This is a genomic window from Aeromicrobium sp. Sec7.5 (genome assembly GCF_036867135.1).
In the GTDB taxonomy this organism is placed as follows: domain Bacteria; phylum Actinomycetota; class Actinomycetes; order Propionibacteriales; family Nocardioidaceae; genus Aeromicrobium.
On the sequence record NZ_JBAJIJ010000001.1, the window covers coordinates 1817813 to 1833846 of the forward strand.

The 16034-nt window shown below is 68.2% G+C and carries 21 protein-coding genes and 4 tRNA genes; 16 read left to right on the forward strand and 9 right to left on the reverse strand.

Features of this window, described 5'->3' with window-relative positions; all coding sequences use genetic code 11:
- Positions 1-7: 7 nt before the first annotated feature.
- Positions 8-1729: an FAD-dependent oxidoreductase gene (locus tag V6S66_RS09090; RefSeq protein ID WP_334206420.1), complete on the reverse strand. Its 1722-nt coding sequence runs from the start codon at positions 1727-1729 to the stop codon at positions 8-10.
- Positions 1730-1787: 58 nt separating this feature from the next.
- Between V6S66_RS09090 and V6S66_RS09095 the strand changes: the two genes are divergently transcribed.
- From V6S66_RS09095 to V6S66_RS09105, 3 genes are read left to right on the forward strand one after another with little or no spacing between them, the layout of a single operon-like run.
- Positions 1788-2411: a TetR/AcrR family transcriptional regulator gene (locus V6S66_RS09095; protein ID WP_334206421.1), complete on the forward strand. Its 624-nt coding sequence runs from the start codon at positions 1788-1790 to the stop codon at positions 2409-2411.
- Positions 2408-3829 (forward strand): flavin-containing monooxygenase, encoded by a 1422-nt coding sequence (locus V6S66_RS09100; RefSeq protein ID WP_334206422.1) that lies wholly within the window; start codon positions 2408-2410, stop codon positions 3827-3829. Before V6S66_RS09095 ends, V6S66_RS09100 begins: the two co-directional genes overlap by 4 nt.
- On the forward strand, positions 3820-4452 hold the full coding sequence (locus V6S66_RS09105) for an acetoacetate decarboxylase family protein (RefSeq protein ID WP_334206423.1): 633 nt from the start codon (positions 3820-3822) through the stop codon (positions 4450-4452). The genes V6S66_RS09100 and V6S66_RS09105 overlap by 10 nt, the downstream gene beginning before the upstream one ends.
- 187 nt (positions 4453-4639) lie before the next feature.
- On the opposite strand, the gene V6S66_RS09110 is transcribed toward V6S66_RS09105, so the two are convergent.
- Positions 4640-5011 carry a hypothetical protein gene (locus V6S66_RS09110; RefSeq protein ID WP_334206424.1) on the reverse strand — a complete coding sequence of 124 codons (372 nt, stop codon included), beginning with the start codon at positions 5009-5011 and terminating at the stop codon, positions 4640-4642.
- Between the two features lie 74 nt (positions 5012-5085).
- Between V6S66_RS09110 and V6S66_RS09115 the strand changes: the two genes are divergently transcribed.
- The 3 genes from V6S66_RS09115 to V6S66_RS09125 all read left to right on the forward strand — a co-directional run bounded on the left by V6S66_RS09115 (position 5086) and on the right by V6S66_RS09125 (position 7685).
- Positions 5086-5589 (forward strand): hypothetical protein, encoded by a 504-nt coding sequence (locus V6S66_RS09115; protein WP_334206425.1) that lies wholly within the window; start codon positions 5086-5088, stop codon positions 5587-5589.
- A gap of 296 nt (positions 5590-5885) precedes the next feature.
- Positions 5886-7165 (forward strand): IS3 family transposase gene (locus V6S66_RS09120; RefSeq protein WP_334206426.1). Its coding sequence is split into 2 segments (ribosomal slippage): positions 5886-6177 and positions 6177-7165, totalling 1281 coding nucleotides; the frame shifts between segments, so codons are not numbered across the junction.
- A gap of 52 nt (positions 7166-7217) precedes the next feature.
- Positions 7218-7685, forward strand: coding sequence for a hypothetical protein (locus tag V6S66_RS09125; protein ID WP_334206427.1), 468 nt, complete (start codon positions 7218-7220; stop codon positions 7683-7685).
- Positions 7686-7695: 10 nt separating this feature from the next.
- Here V6S66_RS09125 and V6S66_RS09130 read toward each other — a convergent pair whose 3' ends face one another.
- Complete coding sequence (locus tag V6S66_RS09130; RefSeq protein WP_334206428.1) at positions 7696-8370, reverse strand: HIRAN domain-containing protein; 675 nt, start codon at positions 8368-8370, stop codon at positions 7696-7698.
- Positions 8371-8451: 81 nt separating this feature from the next.
- Between V6S66_RS09130 and V6S66_RS09135 the strand changes: the two genes are divergently transcribed.
- The 5 genes from V6S66_RS09135 to V6S66_RS09155 all read left to right on the forward strand — a co-directional run bounded on the left by V6S66_RS09135 (position 8452) and on the right by V6S66_RS09155 (position 10617).
- Positions 8452-8736: a hypothetical protein gene (locus V6S66_RS09135; RefSeq protein ID WP_334206429.1), complete on the forward strand. Its 285-nt coding sequence runs from the start codon at positions 8452-8454 to the stop codon at positions 8734-8736.
- A gap of 59 nt (positions 8737-8795) precedes the next feature.
- Positions 8796-9416, forward strand: coding sequence for a hypothetical protein (locus tag V6S66_RS09140; protein WP_334206430.1), 621 nt, complete (start codon positions 8796-8798; stop codon positions 9414-9416).
- A gap of 109 nt (positions 9417-9525) precedes the next feature.
- On the forward strand, positions 9526-9801 hold the full coding sequence (locus tag V6S66_RS09145) for a hypothetical protein (RefSeq protein WP_334206431.1): 276 nt from the start codon (positions 9526-9528) through the stop codon (positions 9799-9801).
- A gap of 44 nt (positions 9802-9845) precedes the next feature.
- On the forward strand, positions 9846-10193 hold the full coding sequence (locus V6S66_RS09150) for a hypothetical protein (protein ID WP_334206432.1): 348 nt from the start codon (positions 9846-9848) through the stop codon (positions 10191-10193).
- Positions 10194-10263: 70 nt separating this feature from the next.
- Positions 10264-10617 carry a hypothetical protein gene (locus V6S66_RS09155; protein WP_334206433.1) on the forward strand — a complete coding sequence of 118 codons (354 nt, stop codon included), beginning with the start codon at positions 10264-10266 and terminating at the stop codon, positions 10615-10617.
- Between the two features lie 69 nt (positions 10618-10686).
- Here V6S66_RS09155 and V6S66_RS09160 read toward each other — a convergent pair whose 3' ends face one another.
- The 5 genes from V6S66_RS09160 to V6S66_RS09180 form a co-directional block, all read right to left on the reverse strand.
- Positions 10687-11034 carry a hypothetical protein gene (locus V6S66_RS09160; protein ID WP_334206434.1) on the reverse strand — a complete coding sequence of 116 codons (348 nt, stop codon included), beginning with the start codon at positions 11032-11034 and terminating at the stop codon, positions 10687-10689.
- Between the two features lie 20 nt (positions 11035-11054).
- On the reverse strand, positions 11055-11438 hold the full coding sequence (locus V6S66_RS09165) for a hypothetical protein (protein WP_334206435.1): 384 nt from the start codon (positions 11436-11438) through the stop codon (positions 11055-11057).
- Positions 11435-11929, reverse strand: coding sequence for a hypothetical protein (locus V6S66_RS09170; protein WP_334206436.1), 495 nt, complete (start codon positions 11927-11929; stop codon positions 11435-11437). Before V6S66_RS09170 ends, V6S66_RS09165 begins: the two co-directional genes overlap by 4 nt.
- A 348-nt stretch (positions 11930-12277) precedes the next feature.
- A tRNA-Val gene (locus tag V6S66_RS09175) sits at positions 12278-12349 on the reverse strand.
- A 79-nt stretch (positions 12350-12428) separates the two neighbouring features.
- Positions 12429-13277, reverse strand: a complete 849-nt coding sequence (locus V6S66_RS09180; protein WP_334206437.1) for an aminotransferase class IV — start codon at positions 13275-13277, stop codon at positions 12429-12431.
- Between the two features lie 81 nt (positions 13278-13358).
- Between V6S66_RS09180 and V6S66_RS09185 the strand changes: the two genes are divergently transcribed.
- From V6S66_RS09185 to V6S66_RS09200, 4 genes are all read left to right on the forward strand, one after another.
- A tRNA-Gly gene (locus V6S66_RS09185) sits at positions 13359-13430 on the forward strand.
- A gap of 26 nt (positions 13431-13456) precedes the next feature.
- Positions 13457-13527 (forward strand) — tRNA-Cys (locus V6S66_RS09190).
- Between the two features lie 23 nt (positions 13528-13550).
- Positions 13551-13622, forward strand: a tRNA-Val gene (locus V6S66_RS09195).
- 61 nt (positions 13623-13683) lie between these two features.
- Positions 13684-14046 carry a YchJ family protein gene (locus V6S66_RS09200; protein WP_334206438.1) on the forward strand — a complete coding sequence of 121 codons (363 nt, stop codon included), beginning with the start codon at positions 13684-13686 and terminating at the stop codon, positions 14044-14046.
- Between the two features lie 39 nt (positions 14047-14085).
- On the opposite strand, the gene V6S66_RS09205 is transcribed toward V6S66_RS09200, so the two are convergent.
- Positions 14086-15042 (reverse strand): YihY/virulence factor BrkB family protein, encoded by a 957-nt coding sequence (locus V6S66_RS09205; protein WP_334206439.1) that lies wholly within the window; start codon positions 15040-15042, stop codon positions 14086-14088.
- Between the two features lie 148 nt (positions 15043-15190).
- Here V6S66_RS09205 and V6S66_RS09210 point away from each other — a divergent pair, with 148 nt between their 5' ends.
- Positions 15191-15817 carry a hypothetical protein gene (locus tag V6S66_RS09210; RefSeq protein ID WP_334206440.1) on the forward strand — a complete coding sequence of 209 codons (627 nt, stop codon included), beginning with the start codon at positions 15191-15193 and terminating at the stop codon, positions 15815-15817.
- Positions 15818-16034: the final 217 nt, after the last annotated feature.

The following is a 16034-nucleotide window of genomic DNA, read 5'->3' on the forward strand; positions in this document are numbered from 1 at the left end:
CTCGACCTCAGGCGTCGACGGTGTCGGCCGGTCGCACCCGCGGCATCGGCAGCAGGAGCGCGGCGGGCGCCCCCTCGGGCACCGCGGGCGCCACGGGGGCGACCGGGTCCACACGCTGGTAGGGCTGGCCGGGCGCCGGACGCCGGTCGGCCTCGCCCTTGTTCGGCCACAGCGACATCGCCCGCTCGGCCTGGGCCGTGATCGTGAGCGAGGGGTTGACGCCGAGGTTGGCCGAGATCGCCGAGCCGTCGGCGACGTGAAGCCCGTCGTAGCCGTGCATGCGCTGGTAGGGGTCGATGACGCCCGTCTCGGCCGTCTCGCCGATCACGCAGCCGCCGATGAAGTGGGCCGTGAGCGGCACGCCCACGAGCTCGCCGACCGAGCTGCCCGGGTGCCCGCCGATCGCGGCGGCGACGTCCTTCGACACGCGGTCGGCCACGGGGATCCAGTCGGGGTTGGGCTCCCCTGCGCCCTGCTTGCTCGTCAGGCGGGAGCCGAACAGACCACGCTTGCGGAACGTCGTGATCGAGTTGTCGACCGACTGCATCACCAGGATCACGATCGACTGCTCGGCCCAGCGCCGCGGAGAGTGCAGCTTGAGCGTGCCCTTCAGGCCCAGCAGGCGGTACCCGCGCAGCACCGCGCGCAGGCGCCCGCCCGGGCCCGGCCGGTCCGGGAGCGCCATGTTCATGAGGCTCAGGGCGCCCGAGCCACGGCCGTAGCGCACCGGCTCCACGTGGGTCACGGCGTCGGGGTGGAACGACGAGGTGATCGCGACGCCCTCGGTGTAGTCGGCGTCCTTGGCCGCCGAGCGTGCCGAGAGGACCGCCTCGGAGTTCGTGCGGCTCAGGGCGCCGAGCTGCTCCGACAGGTGCGGCAGCGAGCGCTCCTTGAGTCGGTGCAGGAGGTCCTGCGTGCTCAGGGCGTTCCCGGCGAAGACGACCTGCTCGGCGGTGAACGTCTTGCGGCGCAGGGGGTTGCCGGTGCGCCGGGTCCGGACCTCGTAGCCACCCGTGTCGAGGGTGCGCACGTCGTGCACCGTGGTCAGCGCGTGGATGTCGGCGCCGTTGTTCTCGGCGAGGTACAGGTAGTTCTTGACGAGGGTGTTCTTGGCGTTGTGGCGGCAGCCGGTCATGCAGGCCCCGCAGTCGAGGCAGGCGTTGCGGTCGGGTCCGGCGCCGCCGAAGAAGGGGTCGCCGAGGTTCGCGCCCGGCTCCTCGCCGAACAGCACGCCCACGTCGGTGGGGTGGAAGGTGTCGCCCACGCCGTAGTCGCGGGCGAGCTGCTCCACCAGGTCGTCGGCCGGGGTGCGGCCGGGGTACGTCGTGACGCCCAGCATCTTCTTGGCCTGTGCGTAGTGCGGAGCGAGCTCGTCGCGCCAGTCGGTGATGTGCGACCAGTGCGGATCGGCGTAGAACGGCTCGAGCGGCTCGTAGAGCGTGTTGGCGTAGACGAGCGACCCGCCCCCGACGCCGGTGCCGCTGGTGATGAGCACGTCCTTGAGCAGCGTGATGCGCATGATGCCGAAGCAGCGGGCCCACGGCGCCCAGAGGTAGCGGCGCAGCTTCCACGACGTCTCGGGGAACTCGTCGTCGGCGAAGCGACGGCCGGCCTCCATGACCCCGACGCGGTAGCCCTTCTCGGTCAGGCGCAGGGCCGTGACGCTGCCACCGAACCCGGACCCCACCACGACGACGTCGTAGTCGAACTGATCAGTCTTCTCGCGCATGTGGTGCACGTTACACGCGCTATTGACACTTTGCCAATAGGGTCGCCAGACTGTCCCGGTGACCATCCCCGCGCCAGCTCCTGCGCGCAGTCCCGCGCACGCTCCCGCCCGTAGCCGGCTCGAGCCGGACGAGCGCCGCCACCAGATCATCGAGGCGGTGCGACCGCTCTACCTGGCGCGCCCCTTCAACGACGTCTCCACGGCCGAGCTCGCCGCCGCCGCGGGCGTCGCCCGCGGCCTGATCAACCACTACTTCGGCTCCAAGCGCGACCTGTTCATCGAGGTCATGCGCTCGTCGATCCGCATGCCGGAGTCGGAGCTGCCCGATCTCTCGCACCTGCCGCTCCCCGAGCGCGTCCGCCTCACGATGGACTGGATCCTCCAAGCCGCCGAGACCTACGGGCAGGCCTGGGTCAGCGTCTCCGGCGCGGCCAACCTGCACGGCGACTCCGACCTCCAGGTCGTCGTGGACGAGGCCGACGACCACGCCGCCCGCCTCACGCTCGATGCGATCGGGCTGCCCGACGACCCCCACCTGCGCGCCCGGCTCCGCGCCACTGCCGCCCTCGTCAAGTCCGTCTGCCGCGAGTGGCTGCAGCGCGGGACGCTGACCCGCGACGAGGCCCTCGACCTGCTCACCGACACCGTCCTGCTGTTCGCCACCAAGGAGAAGACCTCATGACCTCGATCGGGATCATCGGCTCGGGCTTCGGCGCCATCGCCACCGCCGTCGAGCTGACCCGCCACGGACACGACGACGTGCGCCTCTGGGAGCGCTCGTCCGAGCTCGGCGGGGTGTGGCGCGACAACACCTACCCGGGCGCGGGCTGTGACGTGCCATCGCCGCTCTACTCGTTCTCGTTCAACGTCAACAAGGACTGGAGTCGCCGCTACGCCCTGCAGGCCGAGATCCTGGAGTACCTGCGCCGCACCGCCGAGGAGTTCGGCGTCACGCCGCTCGTGAAGTTCGAGCACGAGATCGTCTCGGCCCACTGGACTGAGGACGACCGGCAGTGGGAGGTGGGCTTCGCCTCGGGCGCGACCGAGCGGGTCGACGTGCTGATCAGCGCCGTCGGTCAGCTGTCGCGCCCCAAGCTGCCCCCCATCCCGGGCATCGACGACTTCGCGGGTGAGCAGTTCCACTCGGCCCAGTGGCGCCACGACCTCGACCTCACCGGCAAGCGCGTCGCAGCGGTCGGCGTCGGCGCGAGCGCGATCCAGTACGCCCCACACCTGGCGGAGGCCGCGGAGCACCTGACGCTGTTCCAGCGCTCGGCCAACCACATCTTCCCCAAGCCCGACTCCGCCATCCCCCGCTGGTGGCGCCAGGCGATCCCGTGGGAGCGCGGCGTCTGGTGGTTCTTCGGCGAGCAGTTCTCGCGCGGGCTCGACCTCGGCACGCGCACCGGCCGCGCGATCGCGAAGGTCTGCGACCAGCACCTGCAGCGGTCGGTCACCGATCCCGAGACCCGCGCGGCGCTCACGCCCGACTACCCGCTGGGTTGCAAGCGCATCCTGTTCTCGAACAACTTCTACCCGACCGTGAACCGTCCCGACGTCACGCTGGAGTCCGCGGCGATCACCCGGGTGACCCCGGAGGGTCTCGAGACCGCCGACGGCACGGTGCACGAGGCCGACGTCATCGTCTACGGCACGGGATTCGATGCCCAGGACTTCCTGGACTCGATCGACATCACGGGTCTCGGCGGGCGCAAGCTCGCGGCGCAGTGGGCCGATGGCGCACACGCCTACCTCGGCATGTACGTCCCGGGCTTCCCCAACCTGTTCGTGTCGTACGGACCGAACACCAACCTCGGCGGCGGCTCGATCATCTACATGCTCGAGGCGCAGGCCCGCCACATGCGCCAGGTCCTGGACCGCCTCCGCGCGGGCTCGTGGGAGACCGTCGAGGTCACCGAGGAGGCCGAGCGCGAGTTCGACGAGCGGGTCCAGGAGCGCCTCGGCCTGTCGGTCTGGGGCCAGTGCGACAACTGGTACCGCCACCCGTCCGGCCGCATCACGTCCAACTGGCCCGGCTCGACCAAGCCCTTCGAGCGCGCCACCCGCCACCTCACACCGGAGCACTTCGCATGGTCCTGAACCACGTCGAGACCGAGCCCGACGAGCTCGCGTACCCCGCCGAGCCCTGGGACCTCCACGGCCACGCCCAGGTGGGCGTGTGGCTCGTCCCCAGGCGGGCCGCTCCCCCGCCGCACCACCCCGGGTCGCGACAGATCCGCCTGTTCGGGCATGTGCTGGTGGGTGCCGCGTTCTTCCGCTACGACGACCCCAGCCCGCTGACCTACGACGAGATCATGGCGACCCAGCTCGTGCTTGACGGCTGGCGTCCGCGGGTGTCGATCACGCACATCTGGGTCGACTCCCCCGCGTCCATGGCCGGAGGCCGCGACCTGTGGGCAATCCCCAAGCACCTGGCGCAGTTCGAGCGGGTCACGAACCGCGCCTACACCGCGCGCGGGATCGGCACGCTCACGCTCGCGCGCTGGAAGGCGCTGCCGTTCCGCCTGCCCCTGGGCTTCCGCATCGCCCAGGACCGCGACGGAACCCTGCTGGTGTCCCCCGTGAAGGGATCGGCACGCCTCGGGACCGGGAAGGGCTTCTGGACCTTCGACACCGACGGACCCCTGGCCTTCCTCGCGGGCCGCAAACCCCTGCTGACCCTGACGATCCAGCGGTTCCGCCTGTTCTTCGGTCGGCGCTAGCCACCTCTTCCGGCGGGTGCGGGGTCCGCGAGCGACTACGGCAGCCAGCGCCGTCCGCAGGAGCACGTCCAGTGGGTCACACCCAGCACGGAGGCGGGGCCGAGCTGATGTCCGCGGAAGCGGTGCCACGTCTTCATGACATCCACCATCGCCTGAGGACGTCGCCGGCGCACGTCCGGGGGGGGTCCTAGATCCGCTCGCCGCCGAGAATCTCGACGACCTCCTCGCAGGAGGTGTCGAGGCACTCCACGCCCCAGTTGTCGCCGAAGACCACCCCGGACTCGCCCGGCAGCACCTCCCCGGCGTCCTCGGAGTAGGCGGTCACGTTCTCCGCAGCCGTCCGATACTCCTGGAGCGTCTCGTCGTCGGTGAAGTACACGATCCGGTAGCCATTGCCCTCGACGGTGCAGGTGACGGTCTCGCCGTCCTCCGAGCTCTCCTGGGCTGCGTCCTCGCAGCCCAGCTCGCTCGCAGCCGCCTGCGCCGACTCGACGCTGTCGCCACCGCAGCCGGCGAGCAGCAGGACCAGGGCCAGGGCACCGACGACGAGGGGACGCATGCCCCCATCATGGACGGAGCACCGGGCGCCCGCGTATACCGTCAGGGATCCCCGGCACGGCAGAAGGGCAGAACGTGAACCTCACGGGCGACAGCGTCAGAGATCGACTGCGGCGGCTCAACGACGGCATCCGGGTCCCACCCCACTCGGTCTGGTTGCCGTTCTTCGCGGCCACCGAGGGGGGAAACGTGATCGCCGAGATCGGCGAACGAGCCGACCTGCCTGACGGTGGATCCAGCGTGGCCTACACCGCACTGCTGCCGAAGCGGATCGTCCGGGTCGTGGCGACGGGCACCGGACGGTGGGAGGACCCCCTGAGCGGCGCGCCGGACGACGTCACGGTGCGATCGATCCCGATCGAGGGAGCACTCCTGGAGCTCGAGGGCACCTCCACCGAGCGGTCCGAGCTCGGCAGCGACTTCACGATCCGGACGACCGCACGGCTGACCGTCGACGGCAGCCCGATCTCGGTGCCGTGCTTCCCCGCCTCGCTCCGCGACGACGCCGGCCTCGTCGATGCCTTCACGGGTGCCGTCATCGCGGAGGTCAACCGGGACGCCTCGGCACGTCTGGCCTGAGCCACTGGACGTGAGAAGCCCCGGAGGCCTGATGGCCGTCCGGGGCTTCCCTGCGGGTGGAGCTACTGCATCGTTACTCGAACCTTCAAGTCGAAGTTGATACCAGTGAACTGGTCGAGCGGATCAGCGCTTCACCACGTCCAGCCGACCAGCCTTCCAATAAGAAACCTCAGGCCCCAAAGCTCACTGAAGTTCAGAAGCAGGAGATGGTGACGCTCTACGAACAGGAACTATCGACAGCTGCCTGAATCGCCCCGGCGAGTCCGGAGACTCTGTTCCTTGGGAAGGATGGGGTCATGTCAGGAAGAACGTCGAGGAGGTACCCGGTCGAGCTGCGTGAGCGGGCGGTCCGGATGGTCACCGAGGTCAGGGGTGAGCACGAGTCGGAATGGTCGGCGATGACGAAGGTCGCTGCACTGTTGGGCATCGGGACGCCGGAGACGGGGCGGCAGTGGTGCCGTCGTGCCGAGGTCGACGCTGGAGCGCGTCCCGGTGTGACGTCAGATGAGGCGGCGGAGCTGAAGCGGTTGAAGCGTGAGAACGCTGAGCTCAAGCGCGCTAACGCGATTCTGCGGAGCGCGTCGGCTGTCTTCGCGGCCGAACTCGACCGGCCACAGCGTTGATCGTGCGGTTCATCGACGAGCACGTCGGGAACCGCGAGGACGAGGGTCTGCGATGGGGTGTCGAGTCGATCTGTGCCGTGCTCACCGAGCTCGGCGCGAAGATCGCCCCTGCGACCTACTACGAGCATCGGCGGCGGCCGGCGACGCGACGGGAGGTCCGTGACGCCGAGCTGAAGCCGGCCATCGTCAAGGCCCACGCGCAGAACTACGGCGTCTACGGGGCTCGGAAGGTCTGGCTGACCCTGAACCGCGAACGTGCCATTGGCGCGGACCCGATCGCCCGGTGCACGGTCGAACGGCTGATGGGTGAGCTCGGACTGGCCGGGGCGGTCCGCGGGAAGGTCAAGCGCACCACCACGAGCGATCCGAGGACGCCCAAGCCGCTGGATCTGGTCGGCCGGAACTTCCGGCCGTTGGCGCCTGACCGGCTCTGGGTCGCCGATTTCATCTACGTCTCAACGTGGTCGGGCTGGTGCTACACCGCGTTCGTGATCGATGCCTACGCCCGGCGGATCCTGGGCTGGGCTGTCTCGACCAGCATGACCAGCCGGTTCGTCGTCGACGCCGTTGAGCAGGCGATCTGGACGCGCGGACGCGAGGGCCGAGACCTGACTGGGCTCATCGCCCATCACGATCACGGCGTTCAATACGTTTCGGTCGCCTACGCCGAGCACCTCGCCGCGGCCGGGATCAAGCCCTCGACCGGTGCCGTCGGCTCGTCGCACGACAACGCCCTGGCCGAGTCAGTGATCGGGCTCTACAAGACCGAACTGATCAAACCGCGGCGACCCTGGAAGGGCCTCGATGACCTCGAGATCGCCACCGCCGAATGGGTCGACTGGTTCAACCGCCGACGGCCCTACGAGTACTGCGATGACCTCACACCCATCGAGGCCGAGCAGGCTCACTACGCTCACCACCAGGCACCAGCAGAAGCTGGAGTCTCAAACTAGAAAGTCTCCGGACTCGCCGGGGCGATTCAGGGCAACTGAGGCCGGCGACAAGATGCGCGCAGCGGCCAAGGAAGCGGTTGGGCTCGGCAGCGAGATTCTCAACATCCCGTCCAAGAAGGACGTGACGGTCAGCATCTGGGAGCGCACGATCCGCACCGTCGAGAGCGCCAACATCGAGTCCAAGCGCGACGCTGCAACCGCGAGTCGCGGGTCCGGTCAGAACGCGTTGGGAACTCGCAACTGGCGCGGCGGTCCCACCTGGGTCGGTGAGCAGGGGCCTGAGGTGCTGGACGTTCCCCGCGGCGCGAAGATCCTGCCGAACCACAAGCTCAACGAGCCGAGCACCTGGGCCGGCTTCGGCATGCCGGCGGCGATGGGAGCGCCGGGGCCGTCCACTGCGGTCGACATGTCCGCCGTGGCCTCCGCTGTTGAGCGCGCCGCAGAGAACGGCATGGTCCGAGGATTCGGACACTTCGGCGTCTACTCCGGTCAGAAGTTCCGACTCGTCCTCGAAGGGTGACGGTCTGCCGTCACCGACCAGACAAGAGGTGTCGAATGTGGTGGGTCTCAGCGACCAGGATATTCGGGCGCCCATCCAGGGAGCCGGGGCCATCACCCTGGATCGACACGGCCGAGAGTGCGACGCCGGCATCGAGCAGCTTGGCGATCCGCCCTGCATTCAGTTTGTTCGCGTACCCGGCCTTGCTCGCGGTCCTGGTGGCGCACACGGCAACGGCGTTCGGATCGAACTTGTTGTCCACCTCTCGGACCAGATGCACCATCGTGCCAGGAGTGAAGTCTCCGTCGCGGGCGGCGCGTTCGAAGTAGCTCGTCCCGCGCAGACCGAACGCGAAGATCCCGTGGCGGTAGAGGTGTCGCGACCTCATATTGACGAGGCGATCGTTCACGACGAGGACTAGCTGCCCCTGGTACAGCGACAGCCTGCCGTTGATTCGGCCTCCCGCATCGACGGTAATCGCCGCCGCCTCCTCATCTGCCGTCATGTACTCGGAGCGAGAGATCGAAGCCGATGCGACTGTGCGACCTCGGGTCGGCTCGATCGCTTCGGCGTCCACGTCAGAAGTCTCGGAGCGCGCATCGATCGGAGTCGATTCCGAAGGTGCTGGCGAAGCGAACATCCACCGGATGACCGCGCCAATCATCACGGCCCCAATCACGACAGCCAGAAGGACGAAGGACTCCATCGCCGAAGCCTAAGTTGCGCGACGGTTTCCGTCTGGGTTATCACCTTCATAGGCGCATCGAACGCATGTTCTAATCATCTGATGGAGGTGCCCGACGGAACCCGAGCCGGCTACCCGGCCGTCGAGAGCGATGGTCCCGGCATCGACGTGCCCATCGTCCCCAAGCACGCGCACGTATGGGTCAACCTCACCGAGTACCGCTCCAAGCAGCAGGTACTCGAGTATCCAGGGCTGATCCTCGGGTGGCGACGCGGCGTGAAGGGCTGGGAAACGCACGTCGTCTGGTCCACGCCGCTCACTGACGGCTCGGGGCGAGTCACGGCCCACCTGGCGTGGCTCGGGGCTCATCAGTTGCGGCCGGCATGAGGTTTGTCGAGTTTGCCGAATCGCAGCCGTGCGTCACGTGTCCGTGCCACCATTCCGAGATGACCAGCCTCCCGCCACCGCCTCGACAGTCGCCGCTTCAGGGAACGACGCCTCCACCGATGCCTTCGATGCACAGAGCCGGACCCCCTCAGGAGAACACCGGCTCAAAGGGGGTTCCCGTGTGGGCATGGGCTCTGGGTGCCGCGCTCGTTGGACTCGTGCTTGGTGGCGTACTTGGCGGCGTGATTGGTTACGGAGCGGCATCCGAAGAGATCGAGCAGGCTAAGTCGACTCAAGGATCCACAGCCGCCGAGTTGAATGCCACAGAGTCCGAACTCGAGTCGCTGTCCGGTGAGCTTGACGACCGCTCATCCGAACTTGACCAGCGATCCGCCGACCTCGACACGCGAGAGCAGGAGCTCGTAGCGACTGAGCAGCAGATCGAGGCAAACACCATTCCGGGAGACGGGACCTACCTCGTAGGTACGGATATCCAGCCCGGGCAGTACCGAAGCGAAGGCAACAGCTTCTGCTACTGGGAGAGGACCAGTGGCACTAGCGGTGAGTTCGGCGACATCATCGCGAACGGGACCGTTGAAGGTCAGGGACTCGTGACAGTCGATTCCGGTGACGTCGCCTTCAAGAGCCAGGGTTGCAGCGACTGGATCAAGATCGGCTAGGCAACAGCACGACGCCCCGGCCAGTTGGGAACCCGTCGACCGCAGTTGTTCGTGACGCAGAGCGCGCGAGATGACCTCGACAACCTCGCTTTACGATTAAGGTGCGGGCATGCAGGCAAAGATCGGCTTCTGGGTCCTCGGCGTGCTTCTGCTCGTCGCGGCGTTCTACTTCGGCGTCACGCAGGTCGAGATCGTGGTTCAGGGCGACGTTCTGCAGTGTGGGAATGCCATCGGCACAACGCCAGGCGTCGCTCCGCTCGCCGGGCTTGAGCCGTGCCAAGACGCCGTGATCGACCGGCGCGTCCTCGCCGGATTCATAGCCGCAGGGGGCGCGATGTCGACGCTGTTCGGATTCATCGCCATGCCGAAGCGCGACGAGGATTAACCGATCCCGCGGACAGTAGGCCGGCCGGCCACTAGCCTCACGCCATGCGCCGCACCATCTCCGTATCGCTGCTCGTCATCCTTGCCTTGGCGGGTTGTGGTGGTGGCTCGTCGTTCAGTTCGGCAAAGCAGGCTGCGACGGCCGTCGGTTGTGACGGCGTCGAGGAATCCGAGGTGTTCGGTTCGGACGATGCCGTGCGTTGTGACCTCGGCGGCGACTCCGTCAGGATCGCTCACTTCGACAGCGGCTCTGAGATGGACTCCTACCGCCAGATCGCTGACGCAGCCGAGGATTCGGGCCTCACTGAGGGCGAGATCCTCTACGGCGAGAACATCGCGATCGAGTGCAACGAATCTTGCGACGACGTGCGCGAGGCCATCGACGTCGAGTGACAGGTCGACCCGCGAAGTTCCCTGCGCAACGCGAGCCAGTAGTCCCGGATCCGGGACTACGCTCCGATCCATGCGCGCACAGATCAAAGACACATCCATCACTTTCGACCTCATCCAGACGACCGTCGAGATCGGCGAGCTGACGAAGCTCGCGACGAAGCTCGGGTACTCAGTTGTCGTCGAACCACTCGACGGCCGGAATGACTACGCCGTTCGAATGCTTCGAGTGCACGAGGTGTCGCTCGAGGATGAACTCGTCGCGCTTGCGATCCTCCAGGCCTTCCACGAAGGACAGTCGGGCAGTCTGATGCTGTCGAGGCTGCAGTCGCGACTCGAGAAGCGGCACTTCCCGCTCGATAGGTCGATCCAGGACGTCATGGAAATCGGCGGCGGTCCCGAGCACGAGGGCCACGAGCACGACTAAGCCCCGGTAACGGAGGATTCTCCGTTACCGGGGCCGGTCGCCGTTGCAACCGTAACGGTCGAGGCGTGTCTACATTTGTAGGCGTCGGAAATTTCCGACACTGACATGTCCGCAATTGCGGACGTTGTCAATTGACAACAGCCATCCGCCCTTTCCCTCCATCGCCTTCAGGCGATCCCTGATCACGGTCAGCCCGTCGATCGCCTGCGTCAGGTCCGCCACGCGCGAGTCGCTCTCGATCGTCACGAGGTCGGCACCGACTCGCTCGAAGTCCAACTCAACGACGATCGTCACGGACGCGCTGGGGTTGTTGGGCTTCGCGTTCGGGTATCGACCCGCAAACAACTTCTCCCCGATGCTCCGGTCCACCTCGAAGCGCAGCTCCGACTCGTTGGCGAACAACGCGAACGCGTCCACCTCGATGGCCTGCCAGGGCGCTATACTTCCGCCAGCGGAAGTGACGGATCTGTCACTAATGGGAGATCCCCCAATACCGGCGCTCGCGACTTCGGCTCCATCGCCGAGATCGCAACCTCGAGCGCTCGCCGCGCGTCCACAAGTTGCTCGTACAGACCGTTCCGTGGGCGCAGGGTGCCCTCGGGCCAGTTCGGGGCGTCGGTGGCGATGACGTCGACCGGTTCGCCGTCGATCACAAGAAGGATCAGAACCGTGTCGTGCTCGAAGCCAACGTCCCGCACGCCGGCGTCCTTCAGGACTGCCGACATGTCGGGGCGGCACTCGACATGAACCCGCCACTGCTCATCTGTCGCAGACGTCGCCCGGAAGGATGTCACGTCGAACAGGTCCGCTGCCCCGCTCATGAAGCATCACCCTTCAGTTCGGCCAGCCCGTCGAGCTGGTCCGCCGCCCGGATGAGTGCCGCCGCAAGCGATCGGGCAGCGCCAGACTTCAGGTGTGCGGATCCATCGACCTCGGTTCCGTTGCCATCGTCGTGCTGGAGCTCGATCAACGGCGTCAGGTGAAGCGAGCTCACACCACGCGGGTAGACGCCGTGGAGGTACGCCGAGATGAGGTTGACGGCCACGTAGCTGCCGCGTCCGTCTGAAGCCTTGGACAAGACGCCGTGGCCGACCGCCCCGCGACAGGTGTGCTCTCCGCAGTGCTCCTCGAGCGTGTTGCCGCTTCGACCGTTCGGAAGGACGAAGTCGTTGGCCGTGGAGCACCACGACGGGCAGTGCCCCCAGAGGTCGATCGTGTCGTCTTGGGACTCTGAAACGAGTCGCTGCCGCGCGCCGTCGAAGGTGCCCCGCAGCGGCGTCGGGAACAGGGGGTGGATCTCCACGGCGCTCATGCGACCCTCACCAGATCGGCCAGCGAGACGCCGAGCGCCTGCGCGACCAGATGTACGTCGGCGATCGGCATGCCGGAGACGTCCAGCGCGGTAGTGGACGACGTCCCAACCGAGCCCGCACGCCTCCCCCAGCTCCTTGTAGTCCCAGTCGAGCCGGGTCATCTCGCGGGCGATGTTGCGGGCGACGGTCTCACCGATCGAGGCGTCGGTCGCGCTCGAAAGTGCTGCCATTGCAGTGCTCCTCAGGGGTGAGGAAGCGCTGGCCATTGGACACGTGATGGACACGGTCTGGAATGACAAACGCCTCTGATTCCAGTTTTTCCCTGGAACCAGAGGCGTAGTCGCGGGTGGGCGATACTGGGTTCGAACCAGTGACCTCTTCGGTGTGAACGAAGCGCGCTACCACTGCGCCAATCGCCCGCTGTGCGACAGTCACCTTAGCCCAACGCCGCGGGCCGCCACGAATCCGGGGTCAGCACACGCCACCCCCCAGGCTGGGTCAGCCGTCGAGGCCCCACAGGCCCGGGCTCTGCTCGCTCCCGCGCGCCCACACGTCCTGCAGCTGCCGGGTCAGCGGACCGGGCGCCGCGAGCTCGCGGTCGTCGACCTGCTCGATGGCCTGCACGTCGCGCGTGGTGCCGACGAGCATGACCTCCTCGGCCGCGCCCAGGACCTCGATCGGGTGGTCCTCCTCATGGATCTCGACCTCGCCGGCAGCCCACTCGAGCAGCAGGCCTCGGGTGACGCCGGCCAGGGGCCCGGCCGCCAGCGTGGGCGTGACCACGCGACCGTCGAGCACGTAGACGAGGTTCGATCCCGTGCCCTCGCAGACGTCGCCGCGGGTGTTCGGCATGACGGCCTCCGAGGCCCCGCGAGCGCGGGCCTCCTCGACCATCAGCGCGTTCTCGCCGTACGAGGTCGTCTTGAGGCCCGCGAGGGCGCCTCGCTCGTTGCGGGGCCACGGCACGGTGACGATGCGGCTCACGGGCGGCGGACGGTCGCACGGCTCCGTGACGACGACCAAGGTCTGCGGGCCGTCGCCACGCGGCGATCCCAGCGGTCCCCGCCCCGACGTCACCGTGATCCTGATCCGGCCGAACGGCAGGTCCTGGCCCTCGAGCGTCGCGGCGACCCCGGCGCGGATCGCCGCGGCGTCGGGCGCGCCGATGCCGAGCCCCGTCGCCGAGCTCGACAGGCGCTCCAGGTGGGGCGTGAGCGCGAAGGGGCGCCCGTGCTCGACCTTGACCGTCTCGAACACGCCGTCACCCACGACGAGACCGTGGTCGAGGACGCTCACGGCGCGTTCGTCCGGCGATTCCAGCACCCGTCCGTCGATCCACACCCGCATGCCGTCACGGTACGTGACCCCGGTTTGGGATCGGTGAGGCGTGTGGGCTAATGTTTCCTCTCGGCCTCGCAAGAGGCCAGTGCGGACATAGCTCAGTGGTAGAGCATCACCTTGCCAAGGTGAGGGTCGCGAGTTCGAATCTCGTTGTCCGCTCGGAATCGGGTTGCGGCCCATCCATCGGTGGGTTGGCCGAGAGGCGAGGCAACGGACTGCAAATCCGTGTACACGGGTTCAAATCCCGTACCCACCTCGATGACACAACTGAACACCCACGGGCGATTGGCGCAGCGGTAGCGCGCTTCCCTGACACGGAAGAGGTCACTGGTTCAAACCCAGTATCGCCCACAGCAAGACCCCCGGATTCCTCGCCGATTCCGGGGGTCTTGTCCTTTCCAGGGAGGACGTCGTGAGCTCACGCTGCCCGTGCACCAGCGGTCTGCCGCTCGACGCCTGCTGCGGTCGCGTGCTGGCCGACCACGCCGCCGCAGCGACGCCCGAGCAGCTCATGCGCTCCCGCTTCAGTGCGTTCGCCCTCGGCGACGCCGCGCACCTCCTGCGCACCTGGCACGCCTCCACCCGGCCCGCGACGCTGACCCTCGACGACGCGGTCCGCTGGACGCGACTCGACGTCGAGCGGACTGACACCGCGCTCGTCGAGTTCACCGCCTTCTACCGCGGGCCCGGCGGACCCGGCAAGCAGCACGAGGTCAGCCGCTTCGTGCGCGAGGCCGACCTGTGGTTCTACCTCGACGGCGTGAGCCCGCTCTAGCGTCACCCGCTGAGGGCGGTGGGGCGCACCGCCTGCAGGTCAGGTCGCCGTCGCCGTCCCGGCGGGCCCGGTGGCGGGCCCACCCTCCGGAGCGACGCCGGGCACGCCGACGGGATCGCCATCCGGCTGCTCCTCGGGATGCCGGATCTCGTCGTACGCGGCGTTGATCGCCGCGCCGATCAGCACCGAGATCGACAGCACGTACAGCAGGAGCAGCACCGCGATGGGGGCGGCGAGCGGACCGTAGATCGACGATCCTCCGCTGCTGAAACCCAGGACCCAACGCACGAAGTACGCACCGAGGATCCACATCGCGAGGGTGAAGAATGCCCCGGGCAGCCCCGAGCGCCAGCTCTTCCGGATCGGGACGGCCAGGTGGTAGAGCGAGCACAGGAAGCCGACCGACAGCAGCAGGACCGTGGGCCAGTAGAGCTGGGTCAGGATGTCGACGCGGTCGGGAACCACCGCTTGCACGACGTCGGGCCCGGCGAGCAGCAGGGGGACCAGGACGATCCCGAGGACGAGGGCCACGACGTAGAGACCGAACGACAGCGCCCGCGTCTTGACGATGCCACGGTGTCCGCCGAGCCCGTACATGATCGTGATCGTGTCGATGAACACGTTGAGCGCCCGCGAACCTGACCAGAGCGCGAGCAGGAAGCCGATCGACACGACGTCGAAGCGTCCGCCGCGCAGCACCTCGTCGAGCGTCGGCGTGATCACGGCCTCGACCGTGCTGTCGGTCAGCGCTCGCGACGCGAGATCGATGACCCGGTCCTTGAGCACGTCGACCTGGGCGACCTGGTAGCGCTCAGCGATGAAGCCGATGGCGCCGGCGAGCCCGAAGACCAGCGGCGGCAGGGACAAGATGGCGAAGAACGCCGCCTCCGCCGCGAGACCGGTGACCCGGTTGCGGAAGCAGTTGCTGAAGGCATGGGCCGAGACGCGCGGCACCTGCCTCACGGAGTCCGGCCAGCCTGTGCGGGAGGCCGACATGCGCTCCACCGTATCGGCACCGACCCGCCCGGACCGGGACCTCGGAAGCGCCGCGTCCGGCGGTGCTCGCACGGGTGACTTCGGTACGCTCCCCCGAGGCCCGACCGGGCGGCGATCGTCGCCCTGGCCACCCCGACAGGAGCCTGCCGTGCGCACTCTCACCTCCGCCGCCCTCCACGGCGCGATCATCACGCTCGCCGCCATCGCAGCGCTCCGCGGGACCGACCCGGTCCTCACGGTCGCGGTCGTCGCCCTCGTCGTGGTCCTGCTGACGTGGTTCGCCGCGCTGGCCGGCGACGAGGACGCGAGCAGGGTCGATGCCACCGGGACCCTCGCCGGCCTGACCCTCGCAATCGTCGGTCGGTCGCCGTGGGGCAACCTCCTGCCCGTCCTGGCCGTCCAGGCCGTCGTGGCGGTGGCGATCGGCGGGGCCGCGAACGCCCTCGCCGACCAGCTGGGGCCGACCCTCGTGATCGGCGAGCCGTCCATGGCCGCGGCGGCCATCGCCGCCGCCCTCGCCGGCCTGACCCTGGCGTGGGTCGTCCTGGCCATCGACGGCGCCGCGCCCGCCGCCCTGGCCGGTGTGCCCGCGGTGGTCGCCGGCGGCGTCGGTCCGATCGCCCTGGTCGTCGTCTTCCACCCCGCCGCGACGCTCGGACTGGCCACGGCGGGCCTGCTGCCGTGGGACGTCGCCGCGATCGCCCTCGCGGCGTCGGGTGTCGGCACGGTCATCGGCGCCTATGCGGTCAGCACGCTCCTGCCGGCCACCGACTGAGCCCAGGGCGTGACCCACGCCACACACGGGTGCGCGGTTCCAGTGCCCCGCGGGAGCGCGTCTCACCATCTGGATGGTACGTCCGAATCGTGGGACATTTGTTTGGCGGATCACGCCGGCGCGGACAAACTCGTGCCATGAAGTCCGCACATCCCGTCTGGCTCGTGGAGCGTCTCCACGTCGACCTGGGCCGTGCGCGCTCCTCGATGTGTCGCTG